Genomic DNA, 23,198 nt, shown 5'->3' on the forward strand with positions numbered 1-23,198 from the left:
CATCACTGTCACCCCTACGGTTCCAACTCTTAACCCTCCCTCTCTGCGTCCTCTGTACCTCTGTGGTGACACCCAAAATATAGTAAAATATTCCCCGTCAACTGACCCCCGAAGCCGCCATGAATCCTTACACCATCCTCAGTCAAACCCGACGCCAGCGAGTCAGCGATCGCGCCACCCTCCCCATTTTAACCGGCTGCGAATCGGGCGATCGCATCCTCATGTTAATCTGGCCGCAACTGGGGGATTTTGACAGCCTCGAATATGCCTGGTGGCTACAGCGAGAAGCCGAAAAAATTCGCTCCCAAGGAATCACCATTCGGGCCGTCGGAATCGGCGATCGCGACTCCGGACTGAAATTTTGCGAATACACCGAATTTCCCCCCGAATGGCTATTTGTCGATCCCACAGCCGAACTCCACCGACAATTGGAACTCTACTCCGGATTATCCTTCAAATTGCCCCTCCTTTCCCCCGGTCAAAATGCCTGGGCAAACCTGATGTTGATGTGTGCGGGGATCGGCAGTCCCGGAACCCTGGCGGAAGTGTTTCGGGGTTACAGAGGCGATCGCGACGCCCCCCAATTATTCGGCGAAAAAGAAGTCGTAAAAGCCAAACCCTTACCCGCCTTCAAAGGCTCATTTTTCAACCTCGCCGGCGGCGAAGGCTTTCAACGACCCTTCGAGCTCGCCACCCTGCGACTGCGGAACATGACCGAAGTCCTCGGACACTGGAAAACCTACGTCCCCAACCCAGTTTACATGACCCAGCGGGGCGGAACCTTCTTATTTGACAACCCAGGAAACTTACTCTACGAATACCGCGATCGCGGCATCCTCGGTTTCGCCGAAAACATGAGTTATCCCCTATCATTTTTATCGATATGATCCGGCATTCAATCGGATTTGATATTATGGCACTACGGGAATACGTTGGGACAGTTTTGAATTTTCACCACAGAGGCACAGAGAACACAGAGAGAGGATCTGTCCTAACCTAAATGCCTACTGCTATAAAAGATCTCTAATGAAATCTTTGCTGTGGGGGCAACCGTCCCCGGTTGCCCATCAATTTCAACTCAACAAAAACGTGGGGGCAACCGTCCCCGGTTGCCCATCAATTTCAACTCAACAAAAACGAAATATCTACAACTTCACAAAAGGACACCCCAGCCAAGCACTGAAATTTCGCTCCTGTTCCGGCGTCGGTTCCGCCACAGAAGCGATCCGGTAACTGGTGGGACGGGGAGACGCCAGAGTCGCCCGACGGGTTTGCAATTCATCTTGGTGGAAAAACGTCAATTCCACCATATCCCCCGCCTCAAAATCCTTGAGCCGATCGCCCCAAGTTTCAGCAGTAATCCGGAAACCGTTCAACGCCAAAATCTCATCTCCCGCGTCAATTCCCGCCGACTCGCCGCCGCTTCCGGCCTCCACAAACTTGACGATCGCCTTCCCATTTTCCGCCGCCAATTTCAAACCCAAATCCGGCGTATCATTCCCATTTTCCGCTTTCAATTGTAAACCGAAAGGCTGCAAATATTCATCAAAAGGCAATTCTTCCAACCCGTCAACATAAAGGTCGAAAAACTCGTCCAAATTCGTTTCCGCCACCGACGCGATCGCTTCCCGCAACTCAGCCTCCGTATAGCCGATTTCGTCCTTGCCGAATTTCTCCCACAGGTGCACCATCACGTCATCGAGCGATCGCCGATTGTTGCTCCCATTCCGAATCAGCAGATCCAGCAAAAACGACACCAATTCCCCTTTCAAATAGTAGGAAATTTGATTATTGTCGCTGTAGGCATCCCGGCGATACAACTTGATCCAAGCGTCCCAACTCGACTCGCTCAACGGCTGCACCAGCCGCCCCGGCGTGGTTTGGAACCGGGAAATATCTTTGCTCAACCCCTTGAAAAACGTTTTGACATTGAAAATACCCGCCCGGAACGGAATCGCCAGATCGTAATAACTCGTCGTCCCCTCGCAAAACCACAGGGACGGGGTGTAACATTCCCCCTCGTAGTTGAAAACTTCCAGCTCTTTGGGGCGGAGACGTTTGACGTTCCACAGGTGGAAAAATTCGTGGGCGACCAACTGCATGAAGCGGTTGTATTTATCGCGATCGCGCAGTCCGAAACGGGGATAATTCAAAGAACAGGAATCTTTGTGCTCCAAGCCGCCGTAACCCTGCCCCGACAAATGCAGCAAAAATAAATAGCGATCGTAGGGGAGTCCGCCGAACAAGTCCGCCTCCACCTCGATGATTTTCTCCATATCCCGGAGCAGGCGATCGGGTTGGGCATTTCCCCGACCCCAGATCGCCAGTTGGTGGGGTTTTTGGCGCACTTCAAAATCATAAATTTCGTGGGTGCCGATCTCGAAGGGACTGTCCACCAGGGTATCGAAATCCGTCGCTTCAAAGGTATTTTCTGTACCCGCAACGGCCGGCAAACTCGTCGTCACGACCCAATTTCGCGGCGGTGCGATCGCTACCCGGATCGGCTGTTTTTCCGCCCCCGGGACGTAGAAAAACATCGCCGCCCCGTTGAAATAGCCGTGGGTTCCGTCCAGGTGGTTGGTTCGCACCGTCAACTCGTTGGCGTAGATGCGATAAGTCACCGTGACAGTTTCCGCGTCCCCCGCCTCGACGCGCCAATGATTTTTGCTCACCTTCATCCAAGGCAGGGATTGGCCAGAGCGATCGCAAACCCGAAAATTCTGCAAATGTCGGGCATATTCCCGCACCAGGTACGATCCCGGCGTCCAGACCGGCATTTTCAAATCGATCACCGACGACTCCGGGGCCGTTCCGCACAGATTTGGGCGCGACAAGTCCAAGCGCACCTCGAACAGGTGGGACTCCGGTTGGGGCATCGAAACCCGATAATGTAGGGCGGGAATGGGAGCACGAGAATGGCGCGGTGGGGTTTGAATGGCTTCTCTCATCAGGATGGTGTAAAGTGACAACATCGCACCCGACCCGCACAACCGCCCCCCGAAGGCGACGGGAAGACCCATCTACTGATTCGCCAACTGATTCAGGTGTTTGAGGTTGAGCAAATGGATCGCCTGCCGTTCCGGATCGATATTGATCCAGCCCTTGCTGTGGAGCTTCTCCATAATTTTGCTCGTCTCCTCCAAACTGATGTCAGTGACGTCGGCCAGATCCTGTTCAGGAATGTTGAAGATGTCAGTCCCCTTTTCCGTCAACTGGCCGTAATTTTCGGCCAACTCCACCAGGGTATTGGCCAATTTCACCGCCGGGGGGCGGTGGCGGATCTGGTAGCGCTGGTTGGTTTGGCGCAGGCGTCGCACCATCAGTTGCAGCATTCGATGGTGCAGTTGTGGATCTTTGAACAGGGTTTGGATGAACCGCTGCGCCGAGACGCTGATCAGGCGCACAGCGGACAGGGCGATCACGTCATTTGATCGCGGGGACTCGTCCAAAATCGCCATCTCGCCGAAAAAATCGCCCCGCCCCAAAATCGCCAGGGTGACGACATTATCCCCCGACAGGCGCCGCACCTTGACCCAGCCGGAAACGATAAAATAGACCGCGTTTCCCCAAGCATCTTCCATCACGACCGCCCGATCTGCCGGATACTCGTGCTTCACGGCGACGGACAACAGCCATTCCAGAGTTTCTGGGTTCGCCCCTTTAAAAAGGGGAAAAAGCTCACTAAAAGCTTCAGTCTGCATGAGAATTCGCTACAGTCCAAATATTGATGTTGACACGCTCCCCCGGGAACCGCAAGGTTCCGGATGGCTCTCAAAGAGATCCGGTTGACACCGATGGGCGGGGAAACGATGCGGTCAGCCGGCCGTCAATCCCTGGGAATCCAGACCCGGTGTCCGAGTGAACCTCCCGCGCCGCCTTCTCCAGACCGCTGTTGCGGTCGGGCATTTTAATTATACTAGCGCGATCGGCAACCTCGGGTTGCACCGATTGTATCAAAACCCGGCCCGCCGTCGCCCCTGTCGTCCCCCACCGCCACCGATCTCCATCTGCCGCTCCGGCAAACGGATAAAAATCCCCCTCCCCGGCTAAATTGGTACAAACTATAACAGACATTTACCAAGGCGAGTGCAACACTTATAATTAAGTGCAACCTCCTTTGCGAATCGAGCCGTCGGCCGCCATTCGCCGTCAGCTCGGCAAAAGTTATTAAAATTTTGCAGACTTTCCGCAAGCCGACCATCGCATCTCGACGCTCCCAAACCGATAGTCCCCAACACGACCACAGTTCCAGCCTGTTTGGTAAAGGTTTATGAACTCTGCATCTCCAAACAATTCGATGCCTCAAAATCCTGCCGTCTCCGTCACGGTCGATGTCGATATCATCGCCGGAGAGGGCGGTAACTCGACCCACCCCCGCCGTCCCATCCGGCGCATGGGGGGTGAAACCCCCGATGTCGTCCCCCCATCATCTTCAGGCTTGGCCCGTCGCGGCGGCAGTTTTTCCAACCTGTTGGCTCCCCTGAAAAAAGAAACATTTGTCGAAGCCGTCAAAGATGTCGAGGAAAAGCTGAAAACTGTCAATCAAACCCTCTCGATGCTCGACAACCTGCTCGACGCCCAGGGGTTTGAAGCGATCCTCAACGAAATGCTCTCCTCGATCACGTTCAAAACCGGGGAACTGCTGAACGCCGATCGCACCACGATCTGGCTGATGGACGAGGAGAAACACGAACTGTGGTCGATCGTCGCCAAAGGGGAAGACGGACAACCCCTGGAACTGCGAATTCCGGCCGGGGCCGGCATCGCCGGAGAAGTCGCCACCGAAAAGGAAATCGTCAACATCCCCTACGACTTCTACGACGACCCGCGATCGGCCGCGGCCAAAAAATTCGACGAAAAAAATGGCTATCGCACCTACACCATGATCGCCATGCCGCTGCTCAACAACGACAGCGGGGAGCTGGTGGCCGTCGTCCAACTGCTCAACAAACTCAAGCCGGACATCGATCCGGCCACCCCGCTGTCCGAAAAAGTCGATCGCGAAGGATTTACCCGCAAAGACGAACAACTCTTCGACGAATTCGCCCCCTCCATCCGGTTGATTTTGGAGTCCTCCAAATCCTTCTATTCAGCCACCCAGCGCCAGCGGGCCGCCTCCGCCCTCATGAACGCGGTCAACGCCCTGAGCAAGAGCAGCCTCGACCTGCAAGACACCCTCACCAACGTCATGGGGCAGGCGAAAGAACTGATGAACGCCGACCGCTCCACCCTGTGGCTCCTCGACGAAGAGGCGGGGGAACTGTGGACGAAAATCCCCATCAACGGGGAACTCACCGAAATTCGCATCCCCCGCACCGCCGGTTTCGCCGGCATCGTCGCCGAAAGCCACGAACCCCTGCTCATCCCCTTCGACGTCTACAACGACCCGCGATCGGAACAGTCCCGAAAAACCGACCAAAAAACCGGCTACCGCACCTGCAGCCTGCTGTGTATGCCCGTCTACAACGCCGACGACCAACTCATCGGCGTCACCCAACTGATCAACAAGAAAAAACAGGGCGAGTATCCCCCCTACGACCCCGCCACCTGGCCCGATCCCCCCGAGCAGTGGAAAGCCAGCTTCAATAAAAACGACCTGGAATTCATGCGGGCCTTCAACATCCAAGCCGGGATCGCCCTCCAGAACGCCAAACTGTTCCAAAAAGTCAAAGAGCAGGAACAGCGCCAAAAAGACATCCTCCGCAGCCTCACCAACGGCGTCATCTCCGCCGATCGCGAAGGCCGCATGATCGCCACCAACGAATGCGCCATGCAACTGCTCGGCCTCACGGAAGCCGACGTGGGACAGCGCCCCTCGGTGCGGGATCTGATCCACCTCAAGGACGGCGACTTCGCCCGCTGGTTCGACCTGGCCCTGCAGCCCAAAGAATCCAAAGACCGCCAGCAATACTACCCCGACCAAACCCTCCTGTCCGGAGCCTCCGAAGACCCCCAGAGCATCAACCTCTCCATCAACTCCATGTCCGACATCAGCGACCCCGAAAAGGTCAGCGGCGCCCTGGTGGTCATGGAAGATATCAGCGGCGAAAAAGAAGTCAAAAACTTGATCTACCGCTACATGACCCCCGCCGTCGCCGAATCCCTCCTGGCCAGCGGCGAGATCAAACTGGGGGGGACCCGCAAGCACGTCACCGTCCTGTTCAGCGACATCCGCAGCTACACCACCCTCACCGAAAAGCTGCAGGCCGAAGAAGTCGTCACCATGCTCAACGAGTATTTCGAGGAGATGGTGGATACGGTCCTCAACTACCACGGCACCCTCGACAAGTACATCGGCGACGCCCTGATGGCCGTGTTCGGGTCGCCGGCCCCCCTGGAAGACCACCCCTGGATGGCCCTGCAGGCCGCCGTGGAGATGCGCCACCGGCTGGCCGAGTTCAACCAACACCGGGTTTCTCAGGGGTTGATGCCGATCAAAATTGGCATGGGCCTGCACTCGGACGAGGTGGTGAGCGGCAATATCGGCTCCAGCAAGCGCATGGAATTGACCTCCATCGGGGACGGGGTGAACCTCGCCTCCCGCCTGGAAGGCACCAGCAAGCAGTACGGAACCGATATTATCATCAGCGAAAATACTTACCACCCCTACGCCAGCCGCCTGGTCGTCCGGGAACTCGACTTCATCACCGTCAAGGGCAAGAGTCAGCCGGTGCGGATTTACGAATTGGTGGGCATCCGGTCCGGGAAACTCGCCCGCCCCATCTCCGAGGAACAGCAGCAGATCATCGACCACTATCACCGGGGCCGGGAATTTTACCTGAAACCGGCTAAGGACAAGCTGGCCGACGCCGACCTCGTCCCCCTGTTGGAGGAGTTGGAAACCCTGTCCGAAAGCCAGTTGAAAAAGCTCTCCTACAGCGATCGCGAACTGCTCGGCCAAATGTTGGAAGAACTGCCCCTCAAGGACTTGGAAGCCATTCTCGGCGAAAATACCCTGCGACGGCTGTCCCTGGCCGAGGCGCGGTTGGCCCCGCCGGACGAAATTTGGGATCGGATTCTGGAGGCCGTCAAAACCCTCACCCCCCGGGAGGCGAAAAAGTTGCTGGCCGCCAAAGTGCAACACTTCGCCGGCCGCCCGGAAACTCAGCAAATGTTGGCCGACGAAGCCGCAGAACTCTCACTTCCGAAGCTGCGGAAACTCATCGACCTGTGCCGGAAACGATTTGCTGCCACGGCGAAAGATGCCTTCCGGGAAGCTAAACACGAATTTTTGGAAGTTTTGAAGCTCGACCCGCAAAATAAAGCGGCGAAACTTCATGTGGATCGGTGTATACTGTATGAGACCACAAAGCCCCCGAGTGAAACCTGGGACGGTGTTTGGAAGCTCACGGAAAAGTAGTCCCCGGTCAGGGATTTCTCTTCTCTGAGAGCCCCTTGTCAGTCACGGCTTCGAGTCCAAAACTCGCCGAATCGCGCCCCTCGGTCTGTTCGGTTGACCTCTCGAAGTCTTCGCCCCACCCGACCCTCACTTTGATATCATGTCCGCTCAAATCGTTTTTCTAAAAACGATTTTTGTCATTCAGTCATCAGAAATCTGTATGAGAACTGATGAACCGAACTGGATGGGACGGGCGCGCGCGGCCGCACTCCACGACTTTGCCGGTTTCTGTTGATTCGGCCGGGGGGGGTACTCGGGGGCAGATGCGGCTTCCGGAGTCCTCCCACCGGGGCACGGAAACGACCTCGGGGCGACGACGCCTTGCGATCGCGTCGCTCTCGGGATTCCCGGGCGATCGGTTCCACCCCGCCCCTGTTGTATTCGATCTCGAAGTTTGCGTTGAAAATGACTGAGTTGAACTCTCCATCCTCCGACCGCAGATGGATCGAACAGGTGAACGACCTGTTGATCCAAGTTGCCCGGGCATCTCTGGCGGACATCCCCACATTGCCGACCGCAGTTTCCACCTCCGCCCTCCCCCTGGCCCGACAGGCCCAGGCGATCCAAGACCAAGTCGCCACCTCCCCCGCCGCTGGCGCCAACTGGCGGGGAACACAGCAAGACTGGCTCGAACAGGTGCGGCAGTTTCTGTTGGAATTGTCCCGCATCGCCCTCTCGGACCGCCCCAAACTGCCCGAAAATATCGCCCACCGCGCCCTCAGCCTAGCCGAGACCGCCCAAGATATCCAGGAAGCCCTGGAAAATGGCGACGAGGGATCGGACGGCCCGGGGGAATCCCACGATCGCAAGGGCGCGACGGATGTCAATACCCGGTTCGACCAGTTGCGCGAACAGTTGAAGGCGGAATGGGGCAACAGCACCGAGGCCGGCAACCCGGGCTGGCAGCAAGTGCTGACCCTGCTGGACGTGGCGCAAACCCAGTACAACGATTTGCGACAGAAATAATCGGGCGGGTGCGGGATGCCGATCGCTTTGGCGTTGGCGATCGGGTGTGATATAATGCGGGAGCGATTGTTCTCTCTCAGTCCGACTTCGCATCCTCCGTGCAAAAATTTTAAATATGGAATCAGACAGTCAACCTGTCAGTTCGCCTGGCAGTTCGACCCACCGATTTGCAGATTTGGTTGGGACGGTTATCGCCCTCGTAACACTCATCTTCCCCCTGCTGGCGATCGCGCGCTACTCGCCGAGCCAGGTCGAAACGCTGCAACCGACCTCCTATTCGATCCGGACGCTGCGCGATCGCCCCTCGCCCCCCTGAAGCAAAAGTCGAGAATGGGTTGGAGGATCGTGCGATCGCGCCTAGAATCTTATAGGGGGAAACCCGCCAACTCGCGCCCGGTTTCCCCCCAACCCAACACAAGCTTGGAGAACGACTCAGATGGATCTATCGCTGATTCCCCCCGAACCCAAACCCGGATTGCTCAACATTTTGATCGAGATTCCGGGCGGGAGCAAAAATAAATACGAATTCGACAAAGACCTGCAGGCCTTCGCCCTCGACCGCGTGCTGTACGCCTCCGTCGAGTACCCCTTCGACTACGGCTTCGTCCCCAACACCCTCGCCGACGACGGCGACCCCCTTGACGGTATGGTGATGATGGACCAGCCCACCTTCCCCGGGTGCGTAATTGCCGCCCGCCCCATCGGGATGCTGGAAATGATCGACGGCGGCGATCGCGACGAAAAAATTCTCTGCGTCCCCGCCAAAGATCCCCGCTACGCCGAGGTCAAGTCCCTGAAAGACGTCGCCCCCCACCGGCTCGACGAAATTGCCGAATTTTTCCGAACCTACAAAAACCTCGAGAAAAAAGCCACCGAAATTCTCGGCTGGAAAGACGTGGACCAAGTGAAACCCCTCGTCGAAACCTGCATCAAAGCCGGTTCAAAATAACTGGATTTCAGGACAAAACGTCCGTAACCCCCCAATCCCCCGCCTTCCGGCGGGCGGATTCTCAAATCGGCGATCCTTTGAATTTACAATATGCACCGCACCCTGTTGTCCGCTAAAATCCATAACTGTACCTTGACGGAAGCCAACCTGAACTACGTCGGCAGCATCAGCATCGACCAACATTTGCTCGATGCGGCCGGAATTCTCGTTCACGAACAGGTGCAGGTGGTCAACACCACCAACGGGGAACGACTGATCACCTACGTCATTCCGGCCCCGGCTCACTCGGGCGAGATCCAACTCAACGGCGCCGCGGCCCGTCTGGCCATGCCGGGGGACCGCCTGATCGTGATGGCCTACGCCCAACTGACGCCGGAAGAAATCTCAACCCACCGGCCCACGGTGGTTCTGGTGGATGAAAATAACCGGGTCGTTGAAATTCGGGGCTACAATAATCCTAGTGAGACACTAACTTGGGCTTAAGCAATTCTGGAAACTGCGGTGCAATTCTAGACGATCGGTCGATCGGAACTTAACGATCCCAGAAGGTTCGGTCTCAAGTCTCAAGTCTTTCACCTACTGTAAAACGTCCGCCGTCAACCAAGATGTCAGTTTCAGATCCGCCCGCTCGGAATCCCCAGATTTCCAACGAAAACACGATGAATGACAATTCCAGTTCTCCGGAATTTTGCGTGCAGTTTTGGGGCGTGAGGGGGAGCGTTCCCACCCCGGGCCGCCAAACGATCCGATACGGAGGCAACACCTCCTGCGTGGAAATGCGCCTCGGGAACCAGCGCTTAATTTTTGATGGGGGGACGGGATTGCGGGTTTTGGGCCTGGACTTGCTCAAGCAGATGCCCGTCGAAGCCCGCGTCTTCTTTTCCCACACCCACTGGGACCACATCCAGGGGTTTCCGTTTTTCGTGCCCGCCTTTATTCCCATCAACCGCTTTCACATCTACGGGGCGATCGCTCCCGACGGGACGACCATCAAAGAACGCCTCTCCGACCAGATGGTACACCCCAACTTCCCCGTCCCGATGCACGTCATGCAATCGGATATGAAATTTTACGATATCGTCCCCGGCGACGCGATCGCCCTGGACGGGGGAATCAAAATCGAGACGGCCCCCCTCAACCATCCCAACGTCGCCATCGGCTACCGCGTCACCTGGGAAGGCCGCACCGCCGTCTACTGCAGCGACACCGAGCACTTTCTCGATCGCTTCGATGAAAATGTCCTCCACCTGGCCCGCGATGCCGACCTGCTGATCTACGACGCCACCTACACCAACGAGGAATACCACGACCGCGAGTCCCCGAAACTCGGCTGGGGACACTCCACCTGGGAAGTGGGGGTGGAGGTGGCTAAAAAAGCCGGGGTGAAGCAGGTCGTCATGTACCAGCACGACCCCTCCCACGACGACGACTTTCTCGATGCGATCGAAACCCAAGTCCAAGCCCATTTCCCCAGCGGAATGGTCGCCCGAGAAGGTATGATCCTCACGTTAGACTAGGGCGGCGATCAATGCCCCCTCCACCGATGTTTGATTCCAAATTCTCCCACCCGCAGCGATCGCGGCGACGGTCCCTACTGCTGCGATGCTTCTGCATCCTGATTGCCGTCTGCCTCGCCGTCGGCATCACTTCCCGTGGCACCACTCAAACTCCCAACACCTCAATTGGAACGGTCGATTGGGTCCCGCCACAATATCAACTCGGCCAGGAACTCTACCTGGAAAACTGCGCCACCTGCCACATCCCTATCCCGCCACAAGTCCTGCCCCGACAGACCTGGCAGCAAATCCTCCAAGATACCGATCATTACGGCGTCCAAATCGACCCCCTCATCGACCCCCCCAGGCTCCTGATCTGGAACTATCTCCGCACCTTTTCCCGGTCAATGAGCGTCAACGAGGAACGCATCCCCTACCGGATCGAGCGATCGCGCTTTTTCAAAGCCCTGCATCCCCAGGTGGAATTTTCCAAACCCATCACCCTCAATAACTGCCAGACCTGCCATCCCGGCGCCTCGGATTACGATTTTCGCAGTTTGAGTGCACAATGGGAAAGAATTGATCATTGATAATTGATCATTGATAATTGTAGCAACGATCGCGACAAGTTCAATGCCCGAACCCCTGGGAAATCAATTTTCCAGCTAACAGCTCAAATCATATTCAGAGGATTGCAGAGTCTGTTCGATCAAAAAAACACACCTCATCTTAAATCCGGTTGAATACTCGCAACAAAACGGGTTGGATATAAACACACGAGCGCGATACTTGCGATATTAGCAAAAATCATATCAAGTCCTGTCGATCGCCAACAGCTTCATATCAACCCATATCGCCGTATATCAGGAGTTTGAGCCGATTGACGGTTTGGATTTATTTCTGGTGATCGAGCGGATTTTATATGATATAACAGTTGGGTAGCACGGGCATCCGGCCTGTATTGAATGACAGAAATCATTTTTATAAAAACGATTGTTGCGGACATGATATCATTTTTCATTTTTCACTCTTCACTTTCCCCACTCCCCACTTCAAGACTTGTTCGGACGGTTGATGGGTTCTCCCGCAACCCAAGTAATTCCGTCTTTCTCTTCGGGTTTGGGGAGGCGTTTGTCGAGCAGGGTTTCGATGTTTTCCAACTTGTTATTCATCCCACGCAGTTCTTTCGCCACCTGCTCCATGCTGTGGGCTATAATTTGCAGGGATTCTTGTTTGCCAAATTTTCCGCCGATCATATTTTTGACTCCAATTATTCGACTCTTTTTCGAGTCTCTCACGGCTCTCGGCCGGAAAACGACCCCCCAGAGACAGATTTTTCGCCGGAAGCCACCGCACGAAAGCAGAATTCCTTTTTCTCGTATTCGCGACAACAGGGGTGGGGGCGATCGATGAACCAGTGCTCGCATCCCCGCCGAGACAGGCTTGAAATCTGGCTTCCGGCACTCTCAAACGCTCCGTGCATACAAATATTGCCTTCGTGTTCTCTCAAAATAGCCTTCGCCACATCGATGGTAAATTCTCCCTCACGGCGCCGACACAGCGTCCGGACGCGACTTTCCCGCGAGTTGGGAGATGCTTCGTAAAATCCCCCTTCCGAGAAAATGCGGGCAAAATCGAAATCTTTTATTCCCTCACATAATCCCATCGCGATCGCGCGATCAACGACTCCGGGATGTCGCAAATTTCCCGCCGTTCGGATACTGAGATTGTTGGAAATCGATCGCGTCCCGTGGGTGACTCGTTCGGCAATCCAAAATTCTCCCGCCGTTTCCAATACCCAGGCTTCCGTGGCATCGGCAATCAGAAAAGAATTGTGATAATTCATCGGGAACGCTTCGGCACAGTTTCCCCCCTGTCCGTAGTGATTCAAAAGCTCGATCATACAGTCTAAAGCGGCTTTCGCCGTCTCGCCCCGTTCCAATCCTAACCGCACTAAATCCATTCCCAATAACCCATCGCTGCGATAGGGTTCCGTCGTCCAAACGGCTTCGTTGCCGATAACAACCCCGCACTCATTGGCACCCATTTCCGCCCCCCACATCCATCGCGGTTTGGAGAGGATGACGGCGAGGGTTTTCTCGACTTGGGGGATTTCGATATAAGTACACCGCAGACGATCGCCGGGGGGATAATACATTCTGGGGAGGGCGATCGCATCTTGCAGTTCTCCGGCGGGGCGATCGCTATTTTTTCCGAAAATAACGTGACCGTCGGGGGTCGCATCCGGCAGAGCAACGAAAGTATCGCACATGGTCTGATCTGAGCCACACTCTGTCAATTATGATATCAAAAACTTCCAGAAAAATCAATCCTTTTCGCCGAAAATACCTATCAAAATTTCGAGTCATGGTGTCAACTCTTCTGGGACGAGATAGCGTTTGGGATCGGGCTGGATGTAGCGATCTTGGCGGTGGAAAATACCGAACCGCCAATCCTCTACCGTGGTGACGATGCCCTATCATATCGGTGTATCGGATTGCGTCCAGCGTTCGAGGGCTAACAATGCGATCGCCAGTTGTACGATAACGCATTAATTAAGCTCGATTTTTTAACCACAGAGACACAGAGAAACACAGAGAGAGGATTGATTGCAATCTCCATGGTTTCTGATCGAAATCAGGGAGTTGTAAAAAGCAAATTTTTGGATTCGATCATTATGTTGATCGCCCCTCACTTTTCTCGCCCGCCCTATTCGGACTCTCTCGATTTTCCGTATCGGTAAAAACGACATCTTCATACAGTGCATCAAAGCTGATCCGAAAATCGATGCTTTGAAACTGAATTTCCTCGTCTGGCGTGTAGAATTTTACCCTCCAAACTCCATCGGATTGACGTTGAAAACAGTCCGCCCGCTTTTTGGTTTGATCGATCACAACATATTCTTGCAAGGTTTTCAGTTTCCGATAGTCGGCGAATTTATCGCCGCGATCAAATCCCTCGGTTTTCTTGGATAAAACTTCGACAATTAAACAGGGATATTTTTTAAAGGTATTCAATTCGCGATCGCGATCATCGCACGTCACCATCACATCGGGATAAAAGAAACGATTAGCCGCATCCACCTGGGCTTTCATATCCGTCATACATTTGCGATTTTACTGATGATAAATACTGCCGTAATTCTTTCTGTATTTAAAAGGCTAAATCAGCAATTAAGCAAAACAATCAGTACAGAAAATATGCAAATGTCTGGTGATACGGATTTGACGAAAAAGCGGGAACTGATTAATCAATATGCCGACCTCTTCGCCCACTGTCTGGAAGTCGCCCAAACCCGGTTTAAGGGCAAAGTTTCAGAAGCCGAACTGGAGAAATTGGCGATCGCATTTTTTGAACGTTCCTTGAATTCAGATGAGTCAAAAAAGGGGGGTTAAGAATTGTTTTAAAGGGATATTATGGCAACCGGAGAGGGTTGCTTCTACTGGATTGTCTGGGTTGGTTGTTGTGGGCGATGCCTACCCGACTGGATTCACAGGTGATGTGGGCAAATCAACTGTTTATATAAGCTGTGCTAATCAAACTGTCGAAATTATTTTAATTTACAAAATTTTTTCAGAAAATAATAAAATTTTGACTGAAAATTGTTCTCAAAGACTTGACGGCAGAATGGGGGTTCTGGTAGGATAGAGGAAACGCCTCCCAAGGGGTTCTCGTGTCTACTCGCCAAAATAGAGGCTCAAACCCCGATTATTTCGTGAAAAATTCGGATTTTTTGGAAAAATCGAAACACTGCGACGCACCAATTTTCCGAGTCCCCCGGGAGGGGGGCTTGACAAAATGGTAATTTTGTGGGTTGGGGAAAATGCGATCGCAAAATCCCCCCAAATTTTCAAGATTTCCGATTGACAAATCCCCCGACTTGACCGATGATTAAAGAATGGGAAAGTGTGCCGACATATATAGTCGATTTTAGGGCTTTCGTTCTTGATATCATTCCCCATTCCGAACGCGGATGAATGGGATTTCACAGATGACACTGTTGATTGATTCCCGACTTTATTAAGATTCCCACAGCCGCCGTCCGGTTCGCCCCCCGAGTCGTTCGTGGGTGTCCCGCAGCAGGCGGGGGATGTCGAGATTTTCGGGGCATCGGGGCAGGCAGTCGCCGCAGTCCGTACAGCGATCGCCGCGTCTTCCGGGAAACCAATGTCCGGCATTCTCAAACATACCGTAGCGGTATTTTCCGAATTCCACCATATCGTAGGCGATCGCCAGATTTCGCAGCCGCAACACTTCCGGGATATTGATCACTTCCGGACAGGGCAGACATTCGTAACACTGTCGGCAGGTGTCGGTTCCTAACGTCGTTTCTAAAGCCGTTTCCAGGCGTTCTAAGGCGGTTCGTTCGGCATCCGTGAGGGGGAGGTCACTGTCGCACACCCGCAGCGGTAAATCCAATTCTGGCGGGCTGGCGGGTCCGACGCTGAGGGTTCCGATGCGACGATCGCCCAACAGAAACCGATAGTTGAGTTCCAGGGGAGAAAAGGGGCGGCAGAGTTCGGCCAGTTTGGGGGGCGGGGTGTAGAGTCGTCCCCCCTTGTCCGCCGGGGAAATAATGAAAATGCCCATATCCTTTTCGTGGGCCCGGGCGATCGCGGGGGCGTTGCGTCGGAAAAAATAGTAATAGTGGAGGTTGATAAACTCGAAGCGATCGGTTCGGATGGCGTTTAAAATTACCTCCAGGGGGGCGTGGGTGGAAAAGCCGAGGTGCCGCACCCGTCCGTCCGCGATCGCCCGATCAATACCTGACATTCCCGCGATCGCCCGTTCGAGATGTTCAGCGGTATTGATGCCGTGGATAGCCAACCCGTCCAGAACATCCAGGTTCAGCCGCGCCAGGGAATCGTCGATCGCCCGTTCTAAAGTATCCGGATCGGGCGTCGGGGGGATCTTGGTGGTGATGTGAAGTGGCGATCTGGCCGCGGGCAAACCCGCCTTCAAAGCCGCACCCAGGTATTCTTCGCTCTTTCCGTAGCCTTGGGCGGTTTCGATGTGGTTGATCCCCATTAAAATAGCCCGTTCCAAAGTGTTGCGGGCATTTTCGGGAGATGCCAAGAACCGCATCGTTCCCAGAGAAAAAACGGACAGGTTCAAATTGGTTTTGCCAAACCGCCGGTAATGCATGGGACTCCAAGAATGGGGCGATCAGGTTGTCGCTCCGGGACGGAACGGGGATCGGACGATTTCACCGCCTATTGGGCTTCATCTTTGCGGACATCAGCCCGTCGAATCAGTTCTTCGGGACTGAGGTTGGCGACAAATTCTCGGAACGCCCGCCGTTCGGCTTCGTCGGCATCGCGATCGACGGGAATCGAAGCATCGGCGATCACCTCTTCCATGACCCAGATCGGGCTGTCCGTGCGGAGGGCAATGGAAATTGCATCGGACGGACGGGCGTCGATCTCCTTTTTCATCTCTCCTTGACGGACGACCAAGACCGCATAGAATGTATTGTCTTGGAGGGAGTGGATCACGATCCGCTCCAGAACCATATCCCAGGTTTCGATGAAGTTGACGAAAAGATCGTGAGTGAGGGGTCGGGGAGGTTTATGATTTTCGAGGGCGCCAATTATGGATTTTGCTTGATCCTGACCGATAAAGATGGGCAAGGCTCGTCGCTCCGTCGCGTCCCTGAGCAAAACGATGGGACTGCGGGTGGTAGCATCTAGTGCGATTCCGGCGACTTTCATTTCAATCATCGGTTCAGCCTCGATAAAATACGGTAAGCAAACGACTCGGTAGACCTGCAGACAGACATCCTGATTTCCAGTATGCCTCGATTTCGACTGGAATTGACAGCGGATTTGTCCCGAATTCCTTGAGAGGGGGGGATCGAGTGGGGGCGGTAGCCGGCGGGCGGGGGGCGATCGCAGGGCGTGAGATGTCCCGGCATACAACGGCGGGGAGCTAGAACGGGCAAGGCGGAAATAGACCGGATTTGACAAGGTATCAAGGGCGATTCTAGCTCACCAAAGGCAAAACGGGCATCGATGCTGGGGGTCGCGTCACCCGACGGGGGTGGCTCGGAAAATATAGCAGTGCGCGATCGTGTAGTTACAAGGTCTAGAAACGGGAGTCGGTATGAGGGAGTCGGGGGATTGAGAATTCTCACCCATCCGGTGTTTAACTACGCGGCTCGCACAGCGCTATATTTCTTAATCAAACTTTAATCGCATACGGGAAAAATGCCATGTTCACCGGATTAATTCAAGCCTTGGGAACCGTCGAACCCCTGGGGGACGATCGCTTCGGGATTGCCTGCGCGGCGGGGGATTCAGATGCAATTTTGACCGATCTGGCGATCGGCGATAGCGTCGCCGTGGACGGGGTGTGTCTGACGGTGGTGGAAATCCTCCCGGAGGGCTTCGTGGCGACGGCCTCCCCCGAAACCCTGAGCCGTACCACGTTGGGGGAAAATTTGCAAGCTTACGCCAATTTGGAAACCTCCCTGCGGGCCGGGAGCAAGTTGGGGGGACATTTCGTGACGGGCCACGTCGATGCGATCGGCTGTTTGGACTTCGCAGTATCCACCGGAAATTCCTGGGAAATGCGCTTCGTCGCCCCGAGCACCTCCCCCTTCTGGCATCAACAGATCGCCCCCTATCTCGTCCCCAAAGGTAGTATCGCCGTCAATGGCGTCAGTCTAACCATTGCGAATTGCGATCGCGGCGGCCGCTGGTTTCAAGTCGCTGTCATCCCCCACAGCTACGAATCCACCAACCTCCGCCACCTGCAACCGGGCAGTCCCGTCAACCTCGAAGCCGACATCCTCGGCAAATACGTCGCCAAATTCCTCGGCAACCACCCCGGTTCGCCCACAGACATCACCCCCGAATTTCTCGCCGAACACGGGTTTGGATAATTAACAATTAACAATTAATAATTAACAATTAATAATTGTTAATTTATTTTTTTAGAGCAACGAGCGCTCGCGTGGTTACAGTTGAAATGGGATCGGAAATCTTCAAACCCTTATAGAAAAGCAGTTTCAGTTCCCGACTCCCTAATACCGACTGCCGAAGACCGCGCGCAGCGCTATACCCACTGCTGCAGGGCTGTTTCATTCTCGGCTAAAGATTGTCGAAGATGACGAGGAAAACCGTTTATGGGAGACAGGGACAAGGGTTTTTTTCGGTCAAAAATACCGGGTCATTCCGAAACATCTCCCTCTGCTCCCCCTGCTCTCCCTGCTCCCGGTCGCCCCCTCCGCTCCCCCTGCCATTTTTCTGCGGAAAATGAAACGGCCGGGCCTACTGCTGGGCTTTTTCCACATTCTCTTTGAACCCAAAATTGAGAGTCGGGGGCTCGATATTGGGGACGACGATATCCATTCCCGGTGGGAGGGGGGGGAGTTGGGGCAAGCCGGTTTCCAGGCTCATCGTTTTTTCCGGGAGGGTGGCGATAAAGTCATCCGAGGGCACTTCGGTGACTCGCAGGGTGTTGATCAGTTGGGAGAGGGCGAATTCGACCTCCAATTTCGGATCGAGGGCCACCCAGCCCTGATCGGTCAATTTCCGCAATTCAAAGTGCAGGTGCGGTCCGGTGGACAGGCCCGTATTGCCCACCCGTCCGATCACGTCCCCCTGACTGACAAATTCTCCGGGTTTGACGAATAATTCCGACAGGTGAGCGTAGAGGGTTTCTTTGGATTTCTGCTCGTGGTTGAGCACCACCGACAACCCGTATCCTCCCAGCCAGTCGGCTAGGGTCACTTGGCCGGAATAGGAGGCGACGACGGGGGTGCCGGTGTCCGCCCCGAAGTCGATGCCGGTGTGGAAGCGGCCCGAACCCAAAATGGGGTGCTGCCGCCAGCCGAATAAAGATGTGATCGGGGCGGGGATGCTGAGGGGGAACAGCAGGCTGGTATCTCCGTTGCCGGGGACTTTGGGGGGACGCATGGTGCGGTTGTAGTAGGCCATGCCGGAGTTGGTCATGGAACTGAAGCTCACCGGGCCGACGGGAACGGGTCCTAATCCCGCCACCGGAACTTGGTAGGAATAATCCCCGGTCCAACCGCTATTGGCGGCGGCTGGATATTGTTGCCAGGTGGAATGGCCGCCGCCATAGGTGGGTTGGGTTCCCCCGGTCCGGCCGATTCCCCCGGTGCGACCGATCGCGCCAGGTGCCCCGGAGGTTCCAGGCCCCCCGGTGGCGTAGATGGGTTTGCCGTCGGCTTGGTAGGCGGGGGGAGTGGCGGGGGGGGCGCACAGTCCGGAAACGTTTTCGCCCACTCCGACAGCGGTTTGGCATCCCGTGGAGCGATCGGAGAAAATTACCGCGTCGGGGGCCTGGTAACTGTCGGTTGCCCCGATGCTGTAGTCGGTGGGGTCGATGAAGCTATTGGCGGGACTCCCGGCCGCGTTATTTAAATTGGCATTGGGTGCGGGCTCTGGTGAGGCGAACTGCTTCTGTGGCAGCTCGATGGGTTTTTCTGGCGGTGTGATGGAGTAACCGGAATTGTCAACGGCCGGGGGTTCGTAGTAGGGTTCCGGTTCCGCGTAGGATTCCTGAACCGGGGGTTCGTAGTAGGGTTCCGGTTCCACATAGGATTCCTGGGGGGCCGGTTCGTAGTAGGGTTCCGGTTCCACATAGGATTCCTGGGGGGCCGGTTCGTAGTAGGGTTCCGGTTCCATATAGGATTCCTGGGGGGCCGGTTCCCAGGTTTTGGCGGGTTCCGGCTCAGGGGTGTAGGTGGTCGCGGGTTCGGATGCCCCGGTATCGAGGGGGATGGAAAATTCTTCGTAGGCGATCGCTCGGTTGGCGATCGCACCGAGTACCCCCAGGAAGCTCAATCCCAGCGCCAGGGAACGCCGGGGAAGGCGGTTCGACGAGACGGCACGGTTTTCGGGTGTCAAATTGGGATTAGAGTAATTGGATTCGGTCATTTCCTCACAACCAGGAAGATAAATTGGGCAGGTTTGAAAAAAATCAGTCCGTCTGAAGGGGAGAGCCGGTTCGACGGCAGCAATCGCCGCCCGATCGCCGATTGAAAAGCTTGTTCCGTTGCCTGTCGGCTGTTTTCTATTGCCGAGCTTCGGCGTTGTCGCCGTAGCCGAGTCTTATTGTACCGGGAGCCAGAGCAATTTCCGACCCGATCGTCCCGGGGCGATCGGCTTCGAGTCGCACCCTCAATTCCCCCGCGGCCGTCACGCCGACGACCGTCCCGGGCCGTCCGCCCGCCATGACCCGACGTCCGATGTCGCCGAGCAGTTTCCGGTAAGCAGACCCGAACCCATCCGTTCCGAGTTGTCTCCATTGCCGGAACCCCAGTTGAATGCCCCACAGGACGAGGGCGGCTAACAGTTCGACGGAGTTGACCCCCGGCGATGTCGGATGGTCGGTGAAAAAATCCTCAAGGTTGATGCCCGTGGGGGGGACGGGGTTGCTCCAGTTCAAGCCGACGCCGATGACGGCTTGATTGATGCGCCCATTTTTAACTTTTGTTTCTGTCAGGATACCACCCAATTTCCGTTCTGTCAGGAGCAGGTCGTTGGGCCATTTGAGAACGACGGGAATCCCGCGATCGCGCAATGCCACGGCGATCCCCCAGGCGCTACACTGGGTCAACCCGGCCTGCTCCCCCGCCGGGATGTCCGGGGCGACGGCGTGGGACAGATACAGCCCCCCCGGGTCGGACTCCCACCGCCGCCCCCACTGGCCCCGCCCCGCCGTCTGTCGGGCCGCGATGACGGCGGTTCCCGGCGGCGCCCCCGAGGCGAGGAGTTCCCACAGGGTTTGATTGGTGGAAGCGAGGGTATCGAACGTTAAAATATTGACGGGATGTAAAGAATCGGAAGCGCTCGTTTGCAAGGTTTGTAAGGCGGCGAGGATGCGATCGCGGTTCATAGACTCGGGAATGGGGAATGGGGAATCAAGTCGCCCTGAAAGGGCGAGGCTTGAAACCCAGACTGGCGGTCAAAAATCGAATCTGATCTAACATGGGAAGGGCTGACTGGCGAGACCGACATCCCCCATGCACATCTGGACTTGGCAGGAGTGGCAGGGATTGCCCTACCTGACCTGTAGTATTTTAAGCCCGTGGCGACACGGTTTTTTTTCGAGACACTTCGGCCCGGGCTCCCCGGCCGATCTGGTGGAAGTCCTGCAACCGGGTGCCCCGGCTTACCGCACCAGACAGGTTCACGGCAACGAAGTGTTGAAGACCACCCAGGTGGCTCCCCTCTCTTCCGGGGCCGAAACCCCCCTCGCCGAGGCCGACGGCCTACTGAGCCACAAACCCCTGGAATCCGTCTGGGTGGCCAGCGCGGACTGCGTGCCGGTGCTGATCGGGGACGGGGTGACGGGGCGGGTGGCGGCCGTGCACGCCGGGTGGCGGGGGACCGCCGCCAAAATTTTACCGGAGGCGATCGCACAATTTAAACAGCAGGGGAGCCAGATCCCCGATCTGCGGGTGGCGATGGGTCCGGCGATTTCGGGCAAGGTTTATCAGGTGTCGAAGGACGTGGCGGTGCAATTGGCGGCTACCCTGCTGCTCACCGACACGGCGACTTCCCTGGCGGAGATTTGGGACCCCCTCTACCACCTGCCGAACCCGCCCCTGCTGCCGGACCCGGAACCCGACCGCGCCCGGGCGGACGTCCGCCGGTTCAACGCCCTGCAACTGGAACGCCTGGGGTTGGGTCCGGATCAGGTGGCCGTCTCCTCCCACTGCACCTACAGCCAGCCGGAGTTGTTTTTTTCCTACCGGCGCGATCGCCTCAAGTCCGTCCAGTGGTCGGGAATCGTCAATTCATCCCCCGGATAGCCCCACTTCCGACGGAGATTGAGTTAAGCTTTAAGCGTGTGCCCCAAAAGTCGGGCGTCACCCCCTTTCCCGGAGATTGGGGGACGCCCCGATCGCGGCGCAGCCAAGTATAATGTAAAAACCCAAAGCCCAACCACCGTTGATCTCGGTCAGTGGAGGGATGGCTTGCGAAACTTGAAACCCACCCTCGATTGTCCGGCAACGAGGGGCGGGCTGACAAAAGAGACTAGATTGCAGTTGATAAAGTGCGATGAGCGAGCAAAGTCCCTATGAACAGCTTGGGGTCGCGATCGATGCATCCTTTGACGAAATCCAGGATGCCCGCGATCGCCTCAGACAACAGTACAGCGGCGAGCGCCGGGTTCTAGAATCCATCGAAGCCGCCTACGATGCGATTCTCATGGACCGTCTCAAAATGCGCCAGGAGGGGAAAATTAAAGTTCCCGAAGGCATCCGTTTCCCCCCCGAACCCACTGCCAAAGCCCCACCGAAAGAAGTCAAAGCCCAAAGTAGTCCCAAGACCACCTGGCTCACCCAACTGCTCGACACCCCGAGCCGTTCAGAGTTGCTCTGGCCTTCGCTCATTTACCTGGGCCTGGGCGCTGTGAGCCTGTACCCGGGGATGAACGTGTCCCTGCTGCAACTTCCCCTCGCCCTGGGAGTGGCCGGTGCCCTCTATTTCCTCAACCGCAAAGAGAACAAGTTCGGCCGAGCCGTCCTGTTGACGGTGGGCGGGTTGATTTTGGGCCTGATCCTGGGAAGTGCCCTCACTTCGATAGCCGGTGCCATCTCGGTGGAGCGATTTATCACGCTGGTGACGCTCATCGTCCTCTGGTTGACGAGCGCCTTCCTGCGGTAGGACACCGGTCCGACTGTGGCGGTTTCCGGACGATTCAATTTCTTTTTTTGCCCCCGACCGATGGGCTTTGTGCCTCGGGTGGTCACGGCTTTTCCCCGTCGGCGCCAGTCTCCGGGACTCAGGGCGGGGTCGCTGCTCCTTGGTTGCCTCGCGGCCGTCGGGGGGTGGAGTGTCCCCGTGCGATCGCAGAGCGTGCCGTCCCCCAACCTCAACATCGCCAAAAGTGCCAAACCCTGTTTTCCGGATAACGCCGTCCTGCCGAATCCCCCCCTCTCCCAGACGGGACTGAGCATCCCCAACCTTTGGTTAGCCCAGGAGCGCTACGGGGGGAAAACCCTCAAACATTGGTTCGTGGAAGAGAAGTTGACCCGCCTCCTCCCCGACGTCTACCTGGAGCGATTCGTGACCTTGGTCGTCGATCGCCCGTCCTGGAATCAAAAAAGCTATCTCGACCAATACGTATTCGTCAACCATTTTGCCGACGCCGCCCGGGACTACGGATATGACCTGCGCGTGTGCGGCCCCTCGGGTGAGCTGTTGGGCTATTATTCCTGCGATTTCCAGACGGCCCCCCTCTCCTGCGACGTGCAACTCAAGTCCGGCGGGTTTCGCCTCCGGGATTTTAAACCCTTCGACGGCATCCCGGAGCAGTGAGGAAGCGGAGGAAGCTTCTGTGTCCCTACACCCTACACCCTACACCCTACACCCTACACCCTACACCCTACACCCTATTCCCCATTCCC

The 23,198-nt window shown here is 56.1% G+C and carries 24 protein-coding genes; 14 read left to right on the forward strand and 10 right to left on the reverse strand.

Annotation, left to right across the window (positions count from 1 at the left end):
* Positions 1-119: 119 nt before the first annotated feature.
* Positions 120-887: a peroxiredoxin-like family protein gene (locus LKE08_RS25155; RefSeq protein ID WP_324707027.1), complete on the forward strand. Its 768-nt coding sequence runs from the start codon at positions 120-122 to the stop codon at positions 885-887.
* Positions 888-1,145: 258 nt separating this feature from the next.
* Here LKE08_RS25155 and LKE08_RS25160 read toward each other — a convergent pair whose 3' ends face one another.
* From LKE08_RS25160 to LKE08_RS25170, 3 genes are all read right to left on the reverse strand, one after another.
* Positions 1,146-2,948, reverse strand: a complete 1,803-nt coding sequence (locus tag LKE08_RS25160; protein WP_324707093.1) for a M61 family metallopeptidase — start codon at positions 2,946-2,948, stop codon at positions 1,146-1,148.
* A gap of 72 nt (positions 2,949-3,020) precedes the next feature.
* Positions 3,021-3,701 (reverse strand): Crp/Fnr family transcriptional regulator, encoded by a 681-nt coding sequence (locus LKE08_RS25165; RefSeq protein WP_324707028.1) that lies wholly within the window; start codon positions 3,699-3,701, stop codon positions 3,021-3,023.
* A gap of 70 nt (positions 3,702-3,771) precedes the next feature.
* Positions 3,772-4,074 carry a hypothetical protein gene (locus tag LKE08_RS25170; RefSeq protein ID WP_324707029.1) on the reverse strand — a complete coding sequence of 101 codons (303 nt, stop codon included), beginning with the start codon at positions 4,072-4,074 and terminating at the stop codon, positions 3,772-3,774.
* A gap of 223 nt (positions 4,075-4,297) precedes the next feature.
* On the opposite strand from LKE08_RS25170, the gene LKE08_RS25175 reads away from it, so the two are divergent.
* From LKE08_RS25175 to LKE08_RS25205, 7 genes are all read left to right on the forward strand, one after another.
* Positions 4,298-7,360 carry a GAF domain-containing protein gene (locus LKE08_RS25175; protein ID WP_324707030.1) on the forward strand — a complete coding sequence of 1,021 codons (3,063 nt, stop codon included), beginning with the start codon at positions 4,298-4,300 and terminating at the stop codon, positions 7,358-7,360.
* A 444-nt stretch (positions 7,361-7,804) separates the two neighbouring features.
* Positions 7,805-8,365, forward strand: coding sequence for a hypothetical protein (locus tag LKE08_RS25180; protein WP_324707031.1), 561 nt, complete (start codon positions 7,805-7,807; stop codon positions 8,363-8,365).
* A gap of 115 nt (positions 8,366-8,480) precedes the next feature.
* Complete coding sequence (locus tag LKE08_RS25185; protein WP_324707032.1) at positions 8,481-8,681, forward strand: hypothetical protein; 201 nt, start codon at positions 8,481-8,483, stop codon at positions 8,679-8,681.
* Positions 8,682-8,801: 120 nt separating this feature from the next.
* Complete coding sequence (locus LKE08_RS25190; protein WP_324707033.1) at positions 8,802-9,314, forward strand: inorganic diphosphatase; 513 nt, start codon at positions 8,802-8,804, stop codon at positions 9,312-9,314.
* Between the two features lie 90 nt (positions 9,315-9,404).
* The gene (gene panD / locus LKE08_RS25195) at positions 9,405-9,797 is read left to right on the forward strand and encodes an aspartate 1-decarboxylase (protein WP_324707034.1); all 393 of its coding nucleotides are present in this window, start codon (positions 9,405-9,407) and stop codon (positions 9,795-9,797) included.
* 122 nt (positions 9,798-9,919) lie between these two features.
* Complete coding sequence (locus LKE08_RS25200; protein WP_375341466.1) at positions 9,920-10,831, forward strand: MBL fold metallo-hydrolase; 912 nt, start codon at positions 9,920-9,922, stop codon at positions 10,829-10,831.
* Positions 10,832-10,857: 26 nt separating this feature from the next.
* A complete protein-coding gene (locus LKE08_RS25205) occupies positions 10,858-11,400 on the forward strand; it encodes a cytochrome C (RefSeq protein ID WP_324707036.1) in 543 nt (180 codons plus the stop codon).
* Between the two features lie 462 nt (positions 11,401-11,862).
* On the opposite strand, the gene LKE08_RS25210 is transcribed toward LKE08_RS25205, so the two are convergent.
* The 3 genes from LKE08_RS25210 to LKE08_RS25220 all read right to left on the reverse strand — a co-directional run bounded on the left by LKE08_RS25210 (position 11,863) and on the right by LKE08_RS25220 (position 13,914).
* Complete coding sequence (locus LKE08_RS25210) at positions 11,863-12,066, reverse strand: hypothetical protein (RefSeq protein WP_324707037.1); 204 nt, start codon at positions 12,064-12,066, stop codon at positions 11,863-11,865.
* Positions 12,067-12,104: 38 nt separating this feature from the next.
* A complete protein-coding gene (locus LKE08_RS25215) occupies positions 12,105-13,082 on the reverse strand; it encodes a C69 family dipeptidase (RefSeq protein ID WP_324707038.1) in 978 nt (325 codons plus the stop codon).
* Positions 13,083-13,485: 403 nt separating this feature from the next.
* Positions 13,486-13,914: a Uma2 family endonuclease gene (locus LKE08_RS25220; protein ID WP_324707039.1), complete on the reverse strand. Its 429-nt coding sequence runs from the start codon at positions 13,912-13,914 to the stop codon at positions 13,486-13,488.
* A 102-nt stretch (positions 13,915-14,016) separates the two neighbouring features.
* On the opposite strand from LKE08_RS25220, the gene LKE08_RS25225 reads away from it, so the two are divergent.
* Complete coding sequence (locus LKE08_RS25225) at positions 14,017-14,205, forward strand: hypothetical protein (protein WP_324707040.1); 189 nt, start codon at positions 14,017-14,019, stop codon at positions 14,203-14,205.
* A complete protein-coding gene (locus LKE08_RS25230; RefSeq protein WP_324707041.1) occupies positions 14,183-14,458 on the forward strand; it encodes a hypothetical protein in 276 nt (91 codons plus the stop codon). The genes LKE08_RS25225 and LKE08_RS25230 overlap by 23 nt, the downstream gene beginning before the upstream one ends.
* 372 nt (positions 14,459-14,830) lie before the next feature.
* Here LKE08_RS25230 and LKE08_RS25235 read toward each other — a convergent pair whose 3' ends face one another.
* Positions 14,831-15,955, reverse strand: coding sequence for an aldo/keto reductase (locus tag LKE08_RS25235; RefSeq protein ID WP_324707042.1), 1,125 nt, complete (start codon positions 15,953-15,955; stop codon positions 14,831-14,833).
* A 68-nt stretch (positions 15,956-16,023) separates the two neighbouring features.
* Positions 16,024-16,530 carry a bifunctional nuclease family protein gene (locus tag LKE08_RS25240; protein WP_324707043.1) on the reverse strand — a complete coding sequence of 169 codons (507 nt, stop codon included), beginning with the start codon at positions 16,528-16,530 and terminating at the stop codon, positions 16,024-16,026.
* Between the two features lie 491 nt (positions 16,531-17,021).
* On the opposite strand from LKE08_RS25240, the gene LKE08_RS25245 reads away from it, so the two are divergent.
* Positions 17,022-17,693, forward strand: coding sequence for a riboflavin synthase (locus LKE08_RS25245; RefSeq protein WP_324707044.1), 672 nt, complete (start codon positions 17,022-17,024; stop codon positions 17,691-17,693).
* Between the two features lie 388 nt (positions 17,694-18,081).
* On the opposite strand, the gene LKE08_RS25250 is transcribed toward LKE08_RS25245, so the two are convergent.
* Together LKE08_RS25250 and LKE08_RS25255 are read right to left on the reverse strand one after the other, a co-directional pair.
* Positions 18,082-19,716: a peptidoglycan DD-metalloendopeptidase family protein gene (locus LKE08_RS25250; protein WP_324707045.1), complete on the reverse strand. Its 1,635-nt coding sequence runs from the start codon at positions 19,714-19,716 to the stop codon at positions 18,082-18,084.
* 136 nt (positions 19,717-19,852) lie between these two features.
* The gene (locus tag LKE08_RS25255) at positions 19,853-20,677 is read right to left on the reverse strand and encodes a biotin--[acetyl-CoA-carboxylase] ligase (protein ID WP_324707046.1); all 825 of its coding nucleotides are present in this window, start codon (positions 20,675-20,677) and stop codon (positions 19,853-19,855) included.
* 127 nt (positions 20,678-20,804) lie between these two features.
* On the opposite strand from LKE08_RS25255, the gene pgeF reads away from it, so the two are divergent.
* From pgeF to LKE08_RS25270, 3 genes are all read left to right on the forward strand, one after another.
* Positions 20,805-21,596 (forward strand): peptidoglycan editing factor PgeF, encoded by a 792-nt coding sequence (pgeF, locus tag LKE08_RS25260; RefSeq protein WP_324707047.1) that lies wholly within the window; start codon positions 20,805-20,807, stop codon positions 21,594-21,596.
* A 250-nt stretch (positions 21,597-21,846) separates the two neighbouring features.
* The gene (locus LKE08_RS25265; protein ID WP_324707048.1) at positions 21,847-22,455 is read left to right on the forward strand and encodes a CPP1-like family protein; all 609 of its coding nucleotides are present in this window, start codon (positions 21,847-21,849) and stop codon (positions 22,453-22,455) included.
* 60 nt (positions 22,456-22,515) lie between these two features.
* A complete protein-coding gene (locus LKE08_RS25270; RefSeq protein WP_324707049.1) occupies positions 22,516-23,109 on the forward strand; it encodes a hypothetical protein in 594 nt (197 codons plus the stop codon).
* Positions 23,110-23,198: the final 89 nt, after the last annotated feature.

This window comes from Lyngbya sp. CCY1209 (genome assembly GCF_035615495.1).
In the GTDB taxonomy this organism is placed as follows: Bacteria; Cyanobacteriota; Cyanobacteriia; order Cyanobacteriales; family Microcoleaceae; genus Limnospira.